Below are 14,291 nucleotides of genomic sequence, written 5' to 3'. Positions count from 1 at the left end.
TTTACTTCCTGGCGCCTGCCTTCCTTGCCGCCGGTTTTTTTGCGTTTGCGCGCTTGTTCACCTGCTTGCGCGAATTCAGCGCCTGGTTGAGCATGACCTCTCCGATCACCGCACGCATGGTCGTGTCGTCGATCTTGCGCGCCCGCAAAAGGCCGAGCAAGGCAGCTTGCTCGGCCGCGAAAGCAGCATCGAGCATCGACTGGAGTGCGGGCTGTATGTCCTTGACGGTCGTATCTTCTTCCTCGCCGGCGACAATGCGTTGCCGATAGGCGGGAATGAGCTGCTGGGCGGCGGCCAGACGTGCCTCATAAAGTGAGGGCGTGGCTTGCGCCTCATCCACCATCTGCTCAATGCGGGCAATCGCCGCTTCGGCCGCGACCTGGCGTGCCATCCGCTCCTCGATGGCGCTCTCCTCTTCCTCGTCCAGCGGAATGCCGCGTGCCACGATCGGCAGCGCCACGCTGGCCAGTACGAGCGAACAGATGATGACGCCAGCGGCGATGAAAATGACGAGATCGCGTGCCGGAAAAGGAGGCCCATTCTCGGAGATGACGAGCGGAAGCGACAGAATGCCGGCAAGAGTGATCGCGCCGCGCACGCCGGCCAGCGTCATGACCACCCGCAACCGCGTGGTGAGCCTGAATGTTTCGCGCCCCCGCCAGCGCTCGATGATGCCTCGAGCCGTCGACCCGAAGACAATCCAGGCAAAACGTATGGCAAGCAGGATGAGCGTCAGCGTCATCACGGCAAGCACCGGCTCCCAGAAGCTGCCGTAGAGCGACAATTCCGGAGGAACATTCCGGATAATCGTCGGCAACTGCAGGCCAAGCAGCAGGAAGATGACACCATTGAAGGTGAACGAGAGCATCTCGATCAGCGCCATGTTCTGCATGCGCGCGGGAAACGACAGCGAGCCGAACAAACCGGCGCGAGCAATGTAGAGACCGGCCGTCACCGCCGCCAGAATTCCGGAAAGATGAAACTTTTCCGCCAGCAGATAGGCAGCGAAAGGCAGGAGGATCAGGATGACCACTTCCACCTCCGGCCGCACGTCGCCAATCTTGGCCACAATGCGCAGCACCTTGGCCACCGCCCAAAGGGTTGCAAACCCCGCCAATGCGCCGCCCGCTGCGACCAGCACGAAGGTCAAGGCCGTTTCACCGAGCGAGAATTGCCCGGTCAGAGCTGCCGCGACGGCAAATCGCAGCACGACAAGGCCGGATGCATCGTTGAGCAGCGACTCGCCTTCGAGGATATGGCGGACACGGGCCGGAACGAGATCGCGACCGACAATGGAAGACACCGCGACGGCATCCGTCGGCGACAGCACGGCAGCAAGCGCGAAGGCAACCGGCAGCGGCACCTGCGGCAGCAGCCAATTCAGTGCGTACCCGAAAACCACGACCGTGAAGAAGACGAGCCCGAAGGCCAGACCGAAGATGCGCGGTGCCAATGCGGCAAACTCGCGCTTCGGCAGCATGATGCCGTCGATGAACAGAAGCGGCGGCACGAAGACGAGAAGAAACAGCTCCGGTTCGAGTTCTACGCGCAAGCCGTCGATCGGCCATGCCAGAAAGACACCCAAACCAATCTGGATGATTGGCAAGGGCAGTGGCAGGAAGCGTACCAGCACGCCGGATGCGGCCACCAGCACCAGAAGCAGCAGGATCAGCGTCGCGACGGCCAAGCATTTCTCCAACAGTGACCCGCCCGACCTAAACCGTTTGGTCTGGCGAGGAAAGCACCGGGAACAGCGACGCCAACTTTTCTCATCCTATCGGCGCAGGTTCGAAAAAGTTTTTCCCTTTTTGTCCAATGCCTTGAACCCATATTGTGATTCAAGTTTCCAACTCCCGCCGCCGCTGCCTCTCAGGCCTGATCTTTCCTGAAGGTGCGGACATGATCCACCAGCGCCCGCAGCTTGAGCGGCTGACGATGACGCCGGGGGAAATAAAGATGGAAACCGGCAAAAGGCGGGCAATAACTCTCCAGAAGCGGCACCAGTTCCCCCCTGGCGAAATAGGGTTCGAAGGTCGCCACCATGCCGAAAGTGATGCCTGCCCCAGCGCAGGCCATGCGGATCATCATGCCCATGTCGTTGGTGGTCATGGCCGGATCGACCGCCAGTTCGAAATCGCGGTCGTGTTCGGTAAATTCCCAGCGATATGGTGCCGTGTCCGGCCGCGGTCGCCAGCCGATGCAGACATGATCCGTCAGATCGCGCGGGTGAAGCGGCGTGCCGCGCCTCGAAAGGTAGGTGGGCGAAGCGACCGCGCACTGCCGCTGTTCTGCGGAAACCGGCACGGCGACCATGTCCTGCTCGATCACCTCGCCCAGTCTGACACCAGCGTCATAGCTTTCCGCGACGATATCGAATTCCTCGTCCGTGATGGTGATGTCCAGCTTCACCTCCGGGTATTGCGCAAGGAACCCTGCAAGTAATGGCCCCGATATGAAACGCTCGGCAATCGAGGACACTGTAACCTTCAGCAGGCCGGAAGGGCGTGTCTGCGTTTCACGGACCGCCTGCACTGCCTCGGTTATGTCCTGCGCCGACGGCCGGACCATGTCGTAGAACATCTCGCCGGCTTCCGTCAGGCTGACACTTCGCGTGGTCCGCTGCACCAGTGCGGTGCCGATCCGGTCCTCCAGCCGTTGCAATGCCTGGCTCACGGCCGAGCGGGTAACGCCAAGGCGCTCGCCCGCGAGCCGGAAGTTGCGAGCTTCCGCCACGGCCAGGAACACCGAAATGCCTTCGAAATCGTCCGCCATTGGTTAAAATCACTAACCAACGCGTCTTCGATTGGCAAGTCGATCGTGCCAATCGATGCTCCTATGTTCCCCCTGCCAGCCAAGTCGTACGCAATACCGCGTGGCGCAAGGCTGGACCGGAGATCGAACAATGACGGTGAGCAGCAAAAGACACGTCCTGCCCTGCCTGATCCTGGCCATGCTTTCGGCAACGCCGGCTCCGGCATCGGAAAGCGTCACCAATTCCAACATCCTCAAGGAGCGGGAGATGACACAGCATCCCTATGTCGGCATGTGGTCGACCGATGACGGCAGGGTCCGCCACGAACTCTTGCCTGATGGCCGCTACGACGAAGCGCGCGGCAGCAGGCAAAACGCCTATCAGGGCCGTTACGAAGTGACCGGCACCCATATCGAATACTGGGACGACACCGGCTTCACCGCCGATGGCGACTTCGTCGACGAAAACACCCTTCACCACGGCGGCATGATCCTACGCCGCCAATGAATACCGGAGATGCACCCGCTCTCGACTGAAAGGAACTCACCATGACGATGACCAATCCTGTATGGTTCATCACCGGAGCCTCCTCCGGTCTCGGCCAGGCACTTGCCGAAGCCGTTCTGGAACGCGGCTGGCGTGCCGCCATAACATCACGCAATTCCAATGCGCTAGACGCCTTGGCCTCCAGGTATGGTGAACGCGCGCTCGCCCTGCAGCTCGACGTCACCGACAACGCTTCCGTCGAGCGGGCCGTTTCAGCGGCGGAGGCAGAGTTCGGCGCCATCGACGTGCTCGTCAACAACGCTGGCTACGGCTATCTGGCTGCAATCGAGGAAGGCGACGATCGCGAGATCCGCGATCAATTCGAGACGAATGTCTTCGGTCTCGTCGCCGTCACCAAGCGCGTGTTGCCTGGCATGCGCGCCCGTCGCCGGGGGCATATCTTCAACGTCTCGTCGCTCGGCGGTCTCGTGGCCTTTGCCGCCACCGGCTACTACCACGCCACGAAATTCGCCGTGGAGGCACTTTCGGAATCGCTTTCGCACGAGGTGAAACCACTCGGCATCAAGGTGACAATCATCGAACCCGGCGCCTTCCGTACCGATTGGGCCGGCCGCTCGATGGTCGAATCGGGGACCATCATCGACGACTATGCGGAAACGGCGGGAAAGCGCCGTGAGGCAACCCGCGGGGCATCAGGCCGCCAGCCGGGCGACCCCGCACGGGCAGCCAAGGCGATCATCTCGGCATTTGAAGCCGACGAAGCACCGCTGCGGCTGCTGCTCGGTGCTGCGGCCCTGACCATCGCGCGCCAGCGGCTCGATGCGTTGCGGCAGAACTTCGATGCCTGGGCCGAGACCACGCTCAGCGCTGATTTTCCCGATTGATCCCCGCCACCCGCAAGAATTGCCCAGACCATGGAGATGTCTGCATGAACGGAATTGAAGGAAAGGTTGTCGCCATCACCGGTGCCAGCAGCGGCATCGGCGAGGCAACGGCAAGAGTTCTCGCTGCCGGCGGCGCACATGTCGTCATTGGCGCGCGCCGAATGGACAGGTTGCAAAACCTCGGCGACGAGATAACCGCTGCCGGTGGTTCCGTCCGCAGCCGCCGGCTCGACGTTACCGAATGTGCCGATGTCGAAGCCTTTGCACGCTATGCGCAAGAGCAATTCGGCAGACTCGATGTCATCGTCAACAACGCCGGCATCATGCCCTTGTCTCCGCTCGCGGAACTCAAGGTGGACGAGTGGGACAGGATGGTGGACGTCAACATCAAAGGCGTGCTCTATGGCATCGCAGCCGCCCTGCCCTTGATGAACGGCCAGATCATCAACCTGTCGTCGATCGGCGGCCACAGCGTTTCGCCGACAGCCGCCGTCTATTGCGCCACGAAATTCGCCGTCGGGGCCATTTCAGATGGGCTGCGGCAGGAAACCGACCGTATCCGCGTCACAGTCATTTCGCCGGGCACCACCACCTCGGAGCTGGCCGACACCATCACGGACGCCAGGGCACGCGAAGCCATGAAAGCCTGGCGTGCCATCACCATCAGTGCCGAAGCCGTCGCCAACGCCATCGCCTATGCGATCAGCCAACCGGCCGACGTCGATGTCAGCGAGATCATCATTCGACCAACGGCAAGCCCGCATTGACTGAAGATGGCGCGCCAGAGAGGTCTCTTCACTGCTCCTGGACCGTGGCCGTGCTCATTGGCCGGCCACGGGTCACAAATGCCACGGCGATCGCAGCCAGGGTCAGCCCTCCCGCCACAGCGAATGTGATCCGCATGCCGGCGGCGATGGTCTCGGGATGCGCGACCGATCCGTCGACCGTGCCCGAGACAAAGGCAAACAAGGCGCCCATGACCGATGCCCCGGTGATCAGCCCGAGATTGCGGGACAGGCTCAACATACCCGAGACGACACCACGCCGATCCGGACCGACGTCCATCATCACGCTGGTATTGTTGGCTGCCTGGAACAGCTGATAGCCGGGGGTCAGAACGGCAATGCCCACGACATAGCCGGCGACACCAAAGCTGGTCGGAATCACGACGAGAACCAGCGCGCCGATCGTCATCAAGGCGAGGCCACCGGTGACCACGACCGAGGCACTCAACCGGTCGACGATCCGGCCGGCCGGAATGCCCGTCAGGGCAGAGATCACCGGACCAACCGACATCACCATACCGACGGCAGCCGCATTCAATCCCAGAGCACGGGCAAGATAGAACGGCCCGACCACGAAGGTGACCATCATGACGGTGGAAACCAGGGCGTTCATCACCAGGCTCCCGCTCAGGGAGGCATCGCGGAATTCAGACAGTCGGATCAATGGTGAAGCCACCCTCGCCTCGACCATGACGAACAGTCCCGCTCCGAGAACGGCGGCGACGAGCAACGCCACATTCAGCCAGCCCATATGCGCACCGCCCACCGTGGTGGCGAGTGCGTAGGCCGCAAGCGCAAGGCCAAGCAGCAGCGTACCAAGACCATCAAAGCCACCGCCCTTTCCAGTCGTCTTGGAGGCCGGCAGGAAACGGCAGGCCAGGACAAGATTCAGCGCAGCGAGCGGCACCATCACCAGAAAGATCGCCCGCCAGCTCGCTGCGGTCAGCAGAACCCCGCCCAGCGAAGGGCCAAGCGCCGTCCCGATTGCCGACATAGTGCCCAGCAATCCCATCGCACTTCCGGTCCTGTCCTTGGCGACCGTATCGCGGACGAAGGCGATGCTGAGCGCCATCAGGACCGCAGCGCCAAGTCCCTGCAAGACGCGCGCCCCGATCAGCAGCCAGAGCGAAGAAACGACGCCGCACAGGCCTGAGGCGAGCGCAAACAGCGAAATACCGCCAATCAGCATGCGTCGATGTCCTATGAGATCGCCGAGCCGCCCCGCCGAGACGATGGTGATCGTCACCGCCAGCAGATAAGCCAGCACAACCCATTGCACGCGCTGGAACGGCGCATCGAACGCCTCCGCCAGCGATGGCAACGCGACATTGGCGATGCTGATGCCAAGCGATGAAAGCAGCATCGACAGCGCCAGACTGATCAGCGCCCAGCGGCCCGTGCCATCGCGGGCCTGTTCTGTAGTCACGTCACCTTGGCTGACGTTCGATTGCATGATCTCTGCCTCTGCCGATTGAAACCTGGACAGACAGGTAGCGTCGCCTGAAACATGGCGGAAGGCGCACCATTTGCACTTTATTCGTGCATGAAACGCCTCATCAAAACAGGAAACATGCGCTATGCTCGGCGGATGCCACACCCGGATCTCAACCTGCTGATCACCCTCGACGTGCTGCTTGCGGAAGGCAGCGTTGCCCGCGCCGCCAGAAGGCTGCGGCTCAGCCCATCCGCGATGAGCCGCGCGCTGGCGCGGTTGCGTGAAACAACGGGCGACCCCCTGCTGGTTCGGGCCGGTCGCGGCCTTGTCCCTACACCCCGCGCACTTGAACTGCGCCAGCACGTCAGCCGTATCGTCGAGGAAGCCGAAGCCATGCTGCGCCCTGCTGAAAAGCTGGACCTCACCAGGCTCACACGGACATTCACCATGAGGAATTCCGACGGTTTTGTCGAAAACTTCGGGCCGGCCCTGCTTGCACGCATAGTCCAGGAGGCACCCGGTGTGCGGATGCGTTTCGTACCGAAACCGGACAAGGACAGCACACCGCTGCGCGACGGCAGTGTAGATCTGGAAACCGGCGTGATCGGAACCACCACCGGACCGGAGATCCGGGCGCAGACCCTGTTTCGAGACCATTTCGTCGGCGTCGTGCGGGCTGGGCATCCCTTGTGCGAGGGCATCGTCACGCCCGAACGCTATGCCGCAGGACATCATGTTCTCGTCTCGCGTCGAAATCTCGACAAGGGACCGATCGATGACGCGCTGGGAACCCTCGGATTGCAACGACAGATCGCGACAACCGTCAGCGGCTTCCTGGAAGCGTTGGTCTTTGCGCGGGCAACGGGCCTGATCGCCAGCGTTCCCGAACGCTACACCGGCCACCTCAGGGATGGCATGTTCCGCTTCGCGCTCCCCCTTGCCTTGCCGGAAATCACCATCTCGCTCTTGTGGCATCCACGGCTCGATGCCGATCCGGCGCATCGCTGGCTGCGCAGTTGCGTGCGCGACGTCTGTGCCGAAAACATCAAAGCCACCGGCGTTGCCGCCGGTGGCTTTGAGGGTATCTGACTTGCCTGCTTCTTAGAGAGAAGAGGTGATCTGCAGTTCGTCGACGCCATCGCGGCGATAGATATCGTCGCGGAACTGTACGACGCCCGGACCTGTCGACCAGGCCGAAACATAGGTGAAGTAGACGGGAACCGGATTGGTGACCGCGACCGGGGTGTTGTTGCCCGTCTTGATGGTTTCCTCGAAATGCTGGCGGTTCCAGCCCGGGGTATCGCGCAGGATCCAGGTGACAAGGTCGCGCACATTCTGCACGCGCACGCAGCCCGAGGAATCAAAGCGCATCAGCTTGCCGAACAGGCTCTGCTGCGGCGTGTCATGCATGTAGACGCCGTCCGGGCTCGGGAAATTGATCTTGACCGAGGCCATTGCGTTGCCGGTGCCCGGATCCTGGCGGAAACGGTACTTGACGGCATCCTCCGTCGACCAGTCGACAGTGGTCGGGTCGACTTCGGTTCCATCCGGCGCCAGCAGGCGGATATGGCTGTCCTTGAGATAGTTCGGGTTCTTGCGCATCAACGGAATGATGTCCTTGCGGACGATCGACACCGGCGCATTCCAATAGGGATTGACGATGATCTCGTTGATCTTCGAATTGACGATCGGCGTCTGGCGGTCGATCTTGCCGACAATCGCCGTATGGCGCAGCACGACACGGTCTCCCTCTACAGCTTCGATCTGCGCGGCCGGGATGTTGACCATCACGTAGCGGTTGCCAAGGAAGCCGCCCATGGCGCGCAGACGCACCAGGTTGGTTTCGAGCTGACCGAGCCGCACCTGCGCCGAAATGTTCATCGCAGCGAAGGTGTATTTGCCGGTGACCCCGTCGGCCGGCAGGCCATGGCGGGTCTGGAAACGCTTCAACGCGGCATCGACGTAGGAATCGAAGGACTCCGACAGGCCGGCATTCTGCGGCAGGTCGCCGGACACCATCAGCCGCTTGCGCAGCGGCACGACGTCGGCATCGGAAACGCCGAGCTGGAGCTTCTTGGTCGCGGGCACCTGCGGCCAGCCACCCTGAGCGACGATGTCACGATACTGGCCGATGGCCTGCTCGGTGTAGGTCACGGTTTGTGGGCTGAAGATCGGCAGCGTCGAGGCGACCTTGCCACCTTGCGTGGCGCGGGCATCGAAGGTGTCGTCCCAACCACCCTGCCCTGACGCCTTCAGGATACCATCCACGGCGTCCTGGGCACTGGCGGCGCCGGCGGCAAAAGCCACGGCAAGCGCGGAAGCTCCGGTGAGAAACAGGCGGCGGCTGGTGTTCATGGGCGTTCCAGACTTGTTCAACTATTCGACGATCGGCCAGTGGGCCCGGTTGGCGGCCCGCACTCTATGGTTGCCATCCTTAACATTTAGCCAACCATATCTCGCATCTCGCTGCCGGAAAACGCACATTCGCGAGAGCGGACAAGCCAGCCAGATCGACTGCACCGTCCTGTTTCTCGCTTTCACCGGAATATGGCGGCAATTAGGCGCAACACCCGCGCTTTAGACCTACGTCGTACGAAAGAAAGGGCCAGTGCCTTTTCAGCACCGGCCCAGTCCGGAGATTTAGAGCATTTTGTAGCCAAGTGGAAACACTTGGCGTTACAACAATGCGGCCGAAACAAAACTCGGAGCGTTTCCGCGTTTCCGTGAAAAACGGAAACGCTCTAGATCTCCTCCTCCCCGCTCTTCGGCGTGGTATTCCCGCCCGCGACGCAGACGTCGCGGCAGCTCCGCCGGCAGGCCGGCAACGAGCGCGAACCGCCCGCTTACATGCGATAGGCGATTGTGTCGTTCCAGAAGCGGTCGAGGCGCTGCAGGGCGCGGTTCATCTGCTTGAACTCGTCCTGGTTGATGCCGCCGACGTGCTCGATCGAGCCGATATGGCGCTCATAGAGACCGGCAACCACCTCAGCCACCTCATTGCCCTTGTCCGTCAGGCTGACGCGGACCGAACGACGGTCGATGCGCGAACGCTGATGGTTGATGAAGCCAAGGTCGACGAGCTTCTTCAGGTTGTAGGATACGTTCGAGCCGAGATAGTAGCCACGCGAGCGCAGTTCACCGGCGGTCAGCTCTGCATTGCCGATGTTGAACAGCAGCAGAGCCTGGACAGCATTGATGTCGGAACGGCCATTACGGTCGAACTCATCCTTGATTACGTCCAGCAAACGCCGATGAAGACGTTCAACCAGCTGAAGGGATTCCATGTAAAGCGTGCGGATGGACTCGCGGCGTTCATCGATAACATTGGCGGTCTTCGCCACAGGACGCGAATTGATCATTGTCTTTGCCTCTCGTTTGTCGCCCGGTGATTTTTTGTTTTTGTCACCTTGATCGCGACACTATCGAATACCTATAAAATTCGACTTAAACGCCAGGGCTAACAAGAGCTTACCGGTAAGAGGTTTCGAGAGAGGGTTAATGAAAACCCTGCCGAGGGAAGAAAATTAACCTAAAGATTTAGCGAACGGCCAAAGGGCCTAAAATCAGGCACGCTGGCGGCGGCGCTGCAAATGCACGACTAGCCGCAGCGCTATGTAGATCAAAGCCACGGCGGCATGTGCCGCGACGATCGGCCAGCGCTCACCGAAGAGCTGTGGGAAGCCCACATACATGATCGTCTCGGTCAGGGCACAGATGACCCAGATGACAGGCCCCCAGGAGGCCAGCATCCAAAGCCCTGCGGCGGCAAAGGGAAAGAACACCGCCAGGGTCGCCGCGGCGAGTTGCCAATGCACCGGCATCAGGTCGAAACGCCATAGCGGTCCCGGATAGAAGCCGATGAGGCGGACCCAGTAGAGCACGCCGAACAACAGGCAGTAGACGGCAACGATACGCTGGAACCACTCGAAGATGAGTTCTGTCGTCGAGGGCTCCAGAACCAGGCGGCTTTGTGCGGCGTCGTTCACAGCGCCAGTTCCTGCTCGCCGAGCGACGCGAAATAGGGTTCGACATCACCAGGCGTGACAGCACCCAGCCCTTCTGGTCGCCACTTCGGCTGACGATCCTTGTCAACGATCGCCGCCCGGATGCCTTCGTAGAAGTCGTGGCCCTGCAGCATCCGCACCAGGATGCGGAACTCCATGCGCATGCAGTCATCCATCGACAGGAAGCGACCAGCGCTGATCTGGCGAAAGGCAACATTGAGGCTGGTTGGTGAACGCTGTGCGAGGGTAGCCAGCGTCCTGGAGGCAAATTCGTCGCCGACGGCTTCCAGACTGGCGATGATCTCCGCCAAGCTGCCCTTGGAAAAATGCCGCCTGATCGCCTCGAGCACCGGCTGCGTCGTTTCGGCTGCCGCGCGCACGGTGTAGCTGCTTAGCGCCGCTTCGACATCTCCGGTCTCGGTCAGATGCCGGATGATCGCGGCCTGGTCTGCGGACTTGACCGCATGGGTGGCCAGCCCCGACCACAGTGCGTCGCCAAAACGGATGCGTTCTCCCGTCAGCGCGAGATACACCCCGAAACTGCCCTCGAGCCCCGGCAGCAGATGACTGCCACCAACGTCTGGAAAGAAGCCGATGCCGACCTCCGGCATCGCGAATTGAGCGTTTTCGGTGAGCACCCGGTGCGAGCCGTGAAATGAGAGACCGACACCACCGCCCATGACGATGCCATCGATCAGCGATACATAGGGCTTCGAAAAGCGGGGAATACGGGCGTTCAGCCTGTACTCATCAGCAAAGAACTCCACCGGTGGCCTGCCGGCCTTGCCGCCCTCATAGACCGCCATGATGTCGCCACCAGCGGAAAACGCCCTGCCCTCTCCGGTCAGGAGTACGAGATCGATCGACGGATCGGTTTCCCATGCGTCCAGCGCCCGCGAAAGCGCGTTGATCATGCGGTGCGTGATGGCGTTCAGCGCCTGTGGACGGGTCATGGTTACGACGCCGGCCCGGCCCTTCCTTTCGAAGCGGATTTCCTCGCCGCCGCCAAAGTCCATTGCCATAGAATCCTCATTCATATGCACTGGAAGTGCTAAGCGCCCCCCTCCGGCGCGTCAATGCCGGCCGCCTTACTCGACCGGCGCTGTCGCAAACCGCGTCGGAACGGGCTGCGACCATCCGCGCAGCTGCTGGCACAACCATGCTGCATTGGTCGCCCCGACCAGCCCGTGCTAAAAACCGGCAATTGGAGTTTTGGCCATGAACAAATTCACCCCCACAAAACCAGCCGGTGCCCGCAACGTCGACGAGATCACCGGCTCGCGCCGCCTGCGTCGCATGCGCAAGGCAGACTGGTCGCGCCGTCTGGTGCAGGAAAACCGCCTGACCGTCGACGACCTGATCTGGCCGATCTTCCTGACCGGCGGAACGAATGTACGCGAGCCGATCGATGCAATGCCGGACGTATTTCGCCTCAGCGTCGACCAGGCCGTTCGTGAAGCCGAGCGCGCTGCCAAGCTTGGCATCCCGGCGATTGCGACCTTTCCGAACATCGAGGCAGGACGCAAGGATGAGGCTGGCTCTCACATTCTCGATCCCGACAATCTGATCAATGCCGCGACGCGCGCCATCAAGGCTGCGGTTCCACACATCGGCATCATTACCGACGTCGCGCTCGACCCCTTCACCAGCCATGGCCATGACGGAATCCTGCGCGACGGCATCATCGTCAACGACGAGACAGTCGAGCAGGTTGCTGCCGCAGCCGTGCTGCAGGCCGCAGCCGGCGCCGACATCATCGCCCCGTCCGACATGATGGATGGCCGGATCGGTGCCATCCGTGACGCGCTGGATGCCAATGGCTTCCAGGACATCGCCATCATGTCCTACGCGACCAAATTCGCCTCCGCCTTCTATGGTCCCTATCGCGAGGCGATCGGCACGCAAGGACTGCTGAAAGGCGACAAGAAAACCTATTACATCGATCATGCAAACAGCGACGAAGCCGTACGGGAAGCCGAACAGGATCTTGCCGAAGGCGCAGACATGCTGATGGTCAAGCCTGGCCTGCCCTATCTCGACATCATCCGTCGCCTGAAGGACGAGTTCGCCATGCCGACTTTCGCCTATCAGGTGTCGGGTGAATACGCGATGATCAAGGCAGCCGCCGCCAATGGCTGGATCGACGGCGAAAAGGTGATGCTGGAATCGCTGCTGGCCTTCAAGCGTGCCGGCTGCGACGGCATCCTCACCTATTTCGCGCCACGGGTGGCCGAGATCCTGAAAGGATGAGCTGAAGCGCATGGTGTTGCGGTGGGCAGCCAGGACGATCGACGCCTTCTCGCTGACCGGACTGGCCCTCGCGACGCTGTTCTTCTGTGCCTCGCTCACGCCAAGCCTCATTCCGCGCGACAGCATCACCCAAGGCATCCTGTCCGGTCTGAGTTTCTCTTGCGGTTATGGCGTCGGCATCGCGCTACGCGCACTCTGGACCTACATGGAATTGCCCCGCACGGATCGACGTCGGCTGGTTTCCGCGTCGCGCGTCATCATTCTCGCCTGCCTGGCTGCTGCTGTCATTTTCCTGATCCAGGCGTCCGGCTGGCAGGATTCCATCCGCATCCTGATGGGTATGGAACCAGCGAACAAGGTCGGCCCCTTCGAGGTTGCGGCGATCGCACTGGCGACCTTCGCGGTCGTCATCCTGGTCGCCCGGCTTCTCGCCAGCGTCTTCCGGACCGTTGCGAAGCGCTTGCGCCCTCATGTGCCACGGCGTGTCGCGGGGGTCATTGGACTGGTCGTCACCGCGCTTCTGTTCTGGTCTCTGGTGGATGGCGTTCTGTTGCGTTTCGCGATCCGCGCAATGGACTCGTCCTATCGGGAACTGGACCAGATCATTGATGCCGAGATCAAGCCGCCAACGGACCCCCGGAAGACCGGCAGTGCAGCATCGCTGATCAATTGGCAGGGGCTTGGCAAGATGGGGCGCAACTACATCGCGTCCGCGCCGACCGGCAATGAAATTGCCTCCCAGACCAGCCCGGACGCCAAGGAACCCATTCGTGTCTACGCCGGCCTGAATTCCGCCAAAACAGCAAAGGACCGGGCGAGACTGGCGCTCGACGAACTGGTGCGCGTTGGCGGCTTCGAACGTTCGGCGCTCATCATCATAACGCCAACGGGGACGGGCTGGGTGGATCCTGCCGGAATCGACCCGGTCGAATATCTCCATCATGGCGATATCGCGAGCGTCGCTATCCAGTATTCCTATCTGCCGAGCTGGCTCTCATTGCTTGTCGAGCCGGGTTACGGCTCGGAAGCTTCGCGGGCGCTCTTCACCGAGGTCTATGGATACTGGAAGGAATTGCCGAAAGATCGGCGCCCGAAACTTTATCTCTATGGCCTCAGTCTCGGCGCGATGAACTCCGATCTGTCGAGCGACATCTATGATGTCATCGCCGACCCATACCAGGGCGCGGTGTGGGCAGGTCCTCCCTTCCCCAGCCGGACCTGGAAAACTGTCACCGCAGGCCGCATCGCCGGCTCGCCGGCATGGCTGCCGCGTTTCCGGGACGGCTCGGTCATACGTTTCACCAGCCAGCACAATGCGCTGGGTCTCGATGGCGCGCCTTGGGGGCCGATAAGGGTCGTCTATCTGCAATACGCCAGCGACCCGATCGTGTTTTTCGACCCCCATGCAGCCTACAGCAAACCGGACTGGATGAAGGGTGAACGCGGGCCGGATGTCTCGCCGCGCTTCCGCTGGTTCCCGATCGTCACGCTGTTGCAGTTGACCGTCGACATCGGGCTCGGCACGACCACACCGATGGGCTACGGGCATGTCTACGCGCCTGAGCACTATATCGATGCGTGGATTGCGGTCACTCAGCCGCCCGGATGGACGGCCGAGAAGGTCGAAGCACTGAAAGCCTTCTTTGTCGCTCAGCGCAAGGCTGGATGACCGGC

Annotated in this window: 13 protein-coding genes; 6 read left to right on the top strand and 7 right to left on the bottom strand. The window is 61.6% G+C overall.

Annotated features, from left to right (window positions below; translation table 11 throughout):
- Nucleotide 1: 1 nt before the first annotated feature.
- The gene (locus tag ACFWYE_RS01500) at nt 2-1,687 is read right to left on the bottom strand and encodes a Na+/H+ antiporter (protein WP_379109143.1); all 1,686 of its coding nucleotides are present in this window, start codon (nt 1,685-1,687) and stop codon (nt 2-4) included.
- A 182-nt stretch (nt 1,688-1,869) separates the two neighbouring features.
- Complete coding sequence (locus tag ACFWYE_RS01495) at nt 1,870-2,772, bottom strand: LysR family transcriptional regulator (RefSeq protein ID WP_379109142.1); 903 nt, start codon at nt 2,770-2,772, stop codon at nt 1,870-1,872.
- Nucleotides 2,773-2,902: 130 nt separating this feature from the next.
- Between ACFWYE_RS01495 and ACFWYE_RS01490 the strand changes: the two genes are divergently transcribed.
- From ACFWYE_RS01490 to ACFWYE_RS01480, 3 genes are read left to right on the top strand one after another with little or no spacing between them, the layout of a single operon-like run.
- Entirely contained in the window at nt 2,903-3,259 is a 357-nt protein-coding gene (locus ACFWYE_RS01490) for an Atu4866 domain-containing protein (protein WP_379070103.1), read from the top strand.
- A 41-nt stretch (nt 3,260-3,300) separates the two neighbouring features.
- Complete coding sequence (locus ACFWYE_RS01485; protein ID WP_379109140.1) at nt 3,301-4,143, top strand: oxidoreductase; 843 nt, start codon at nt 3,301-3,303, stop codon at nt 4,141-4,143.
- A gap of 44 nt (nt 4,144-4,187) precedes the next feature.
- Nucleotides 4,188-4,910, top strand: coding sequence for an SDR family oxidoreductase (locus ACFWYE_RS01480; RefSeq protein WP_379109139.1), 723 nt, complete (start codon nt 4,188-4,190; stop codon nt 4,908-4,910).
- A 28-nt stretch (nt 4,911-4,938) separates the two neighbouring features.
- Here the strand turns inward: ACFWYE_RS01480 and ACFWYE_RS01475 are convergent, their stop codons facing one another.
- Nucleotides 4,939-6,381, bottom strand: coding sequence for an MFS transporter (locus ACFWYE_RS01475; RefSeq protein WP_379109137.1), 1,443 nt, complete (start codon nt 6,379-6,381; stop codon nt 4,939-4,941).
- Nucleotides 6,382-6,516: 135 nt separating this feature from the next.
- On the opposite strand from ACFWYE_RS01475, the gene ACFWYE_RS01470 reads away from it, so the two are divergent.
- Nucleotides 6,517-7,452 (top strand): LysR family transcriptional regulator, encoded by a 936-nt coding sequence (locus tag ACFWYE_RS01470; RefSeq protein WP_379109742.1) that lies wholly within the window; start codon nt 6,517-6,519, stop codon nt 7,450-7,452.
- Between the two features lie 12 nt (nt 7,453-7,464).
- Here ACFWYE_RS01470 and ACFWYE_RS01465 read toward each other — a convergent pair whose 3' ends face one another.
- From ACFWYE_RS01465 to ACFWYE_RS01450, 4 genes are all read right to left on the bottom strand, one after another.
- On the bottom strand, nt 7,465-8,718 hold the full coding sequence (locus ACFWYE_RS01465; RefSeq protein WP_379070091.1) for a murein L,D-transpeptidase: 1,254 nt from the start codon (nt 8,716-8,718) through the stop codon (nt 7,465-7,467).
- Nucleotides 8,719-9,206: 488 nt separating this feature from the next.
- The gene (ldtR, locus tag ACFWYE_RS01460; protein ID WP_054311167.1) at nt 9,207-9,722 is read right to left on the bottom strand and encodes a transcriptional regulator LdtR; all 516 of its coding nucleotides are present in this window, start codon (nt 9,720-9,722) and stop codon (nt 9,207-9,209) included.
- 204 nt (nt 9,723-9,926) lie between these two features.
- On the bottom strand, nt 9,927-10,349 hold the full coding sequence (locus tag ACFWYE_RS01455; RefSeq protein WP_379070087.1) for a DUF6163 family protein: 423 nt from the start codon (nt 10,347-10,349) through the stop codon (nt 9,927-9,929).
- Nucleotides 10,346-11,383 (bottom strand): enoyl-CoA hydratase/isomerase family protein, encoded by a 1,038-nt coding sequence (locus ACFWYE_RS01450; protein ID WP_379109740.1) that lies wholly within the window; start codon nt 11,381-11,383, stop codon nt 10,346-10,348. The genes ACFWYE_RS01455 and ACFWYE_RS01450 overlap by 4 nt, the downstream gene beginning before the upstream one ends.
- A 202-nt stretch (nt 11,384-11,585) precedes the next feature.
- Here ACFWYE_RS01450 and hemB point away from each other — a divergent pair, with 202 nt between their 5' ends.
- Nucleotides 11,586-12,617: a porphobilinogen synthase gene (gene hemB / locus ACFWYE_RS01445; protein WP_379109135.1), complete on the top strand. Its 1,032-nt coding sequence runs from the start codon at nt 11,586-11,588 to the stop codon at nt 12,615-12,617.
- 10 nt (nt 12,618-12,627) lie between these two features.
- Nucleotides 12,628-14,286 (top strand): alpha/beta hydrolase, encoded by a 1,659-nt coding sequence (locus ACFWYE_RS01440; RefSeq protein ID WP_379109133.1) that lies wholly within the window; start codon nt 12,628-12,630, stop codon nt 14,284-14,286.
- The last annotated feature ends 5 nt before the right edge of the window (nt 14,287-14,291 follow it).

The organism is Mesorhizobium sp. NPDC059025, assembly GCF_042739655.1.
Taxonomy (GTDB): domain Bacteria; phylum Pseudomonadota; class Alphaproteobacteria; order Rhizobiales; family Rhizobiaceae; genus Mesorhizobium.
The sequence above is the reverse complement of the archived record's forward strand: the minus strand, read 5'-3'. Positions and strand labels throughout refer to the sequence as shown.

Excerpts from the sequence above, each read along its gene's own strand:
- ACFWYE_RS01440 (WP_379109133.1), top strand. The coding sequence starts at position 12,628 with ATGGTGTTGCGGTGGGCAGCCAGGACGATCGACGCCTTCTCGCTGACC.
- ACFWYE_RS01470 (WP_379109742.1), top strand. The coding sequence starts at position 6,517 with ATGCCACACCCGGATCTCAACCTGCTGATCACCCTCGACGTGCTGCTT.
- ACFWYE_RS01485 (WP_379109140.1), top strand. The coding sequence starts at position 3,301 with ATGACGATGACCAATCCTGTATGGTTCATCACCGGAGCCTCCTCCGGT.
- ACFWYE_RS01450 (WP_379109740.1), bottom strand. The coding sequence starts at position 11,383 with ATGGACTTTGGCGGCGGCGAGGAAATCCGCTTCGAAAGGAAGGGCCGG.
- ACFWYE_RS01495 (WP_379109142.1), bottom strand. The coding sequence starts at position 2,772 with ATGGCGGACGATTTCGAAGGCATTTCGGTGTTCCTGGCCGTGGCGGAA.
- ldtR (WP_054311167.1), bottom strand. The coding sequence starts at position 9,722 with ATGATCAATTCGCGTCCTGTGGCGAAGACCGCCAATGTTATCGATGAA.
- hemB (WP_379109135.1), top strand. The coding sequence starts at position 11,586 with ATGAACAAATTCACCCCCACAAAACCAGCCGGTGCCCGCAACGTCGAC.
- ACFWYE_RS01475 (WP_379109137.1), bottom strand. The coding sequence starts at position 6,381 with ATGCAATCGAACGTCAGCCAAGGTGACGTGACTACAGAACAGGCCCGC.
- ACFWYE_RS01465 (WP_379070091.1), bottom strand. The coding sequence starts at position 8,718 with ATGAACACCAGCCGCCGCCTGTTTCTCACCGGAGCTTCCGCGCTTGCC.
- ACFWYE_RS01490 (WP_379070103.1), top strand. The coding sequence starts at position 2,903 with ATGACGGTGAGCAGCAAAAGACACGTCCTGCCCTGCCTGATCCTGGCC.
- ACFWYE_RS01480 (WP_379109139.1), top strand. The coding sequence starts at position 4,188 with ATGAACGGAATTGAAGGAAAGGTTGTCGCCATCACCGGTGCCAGCAGC.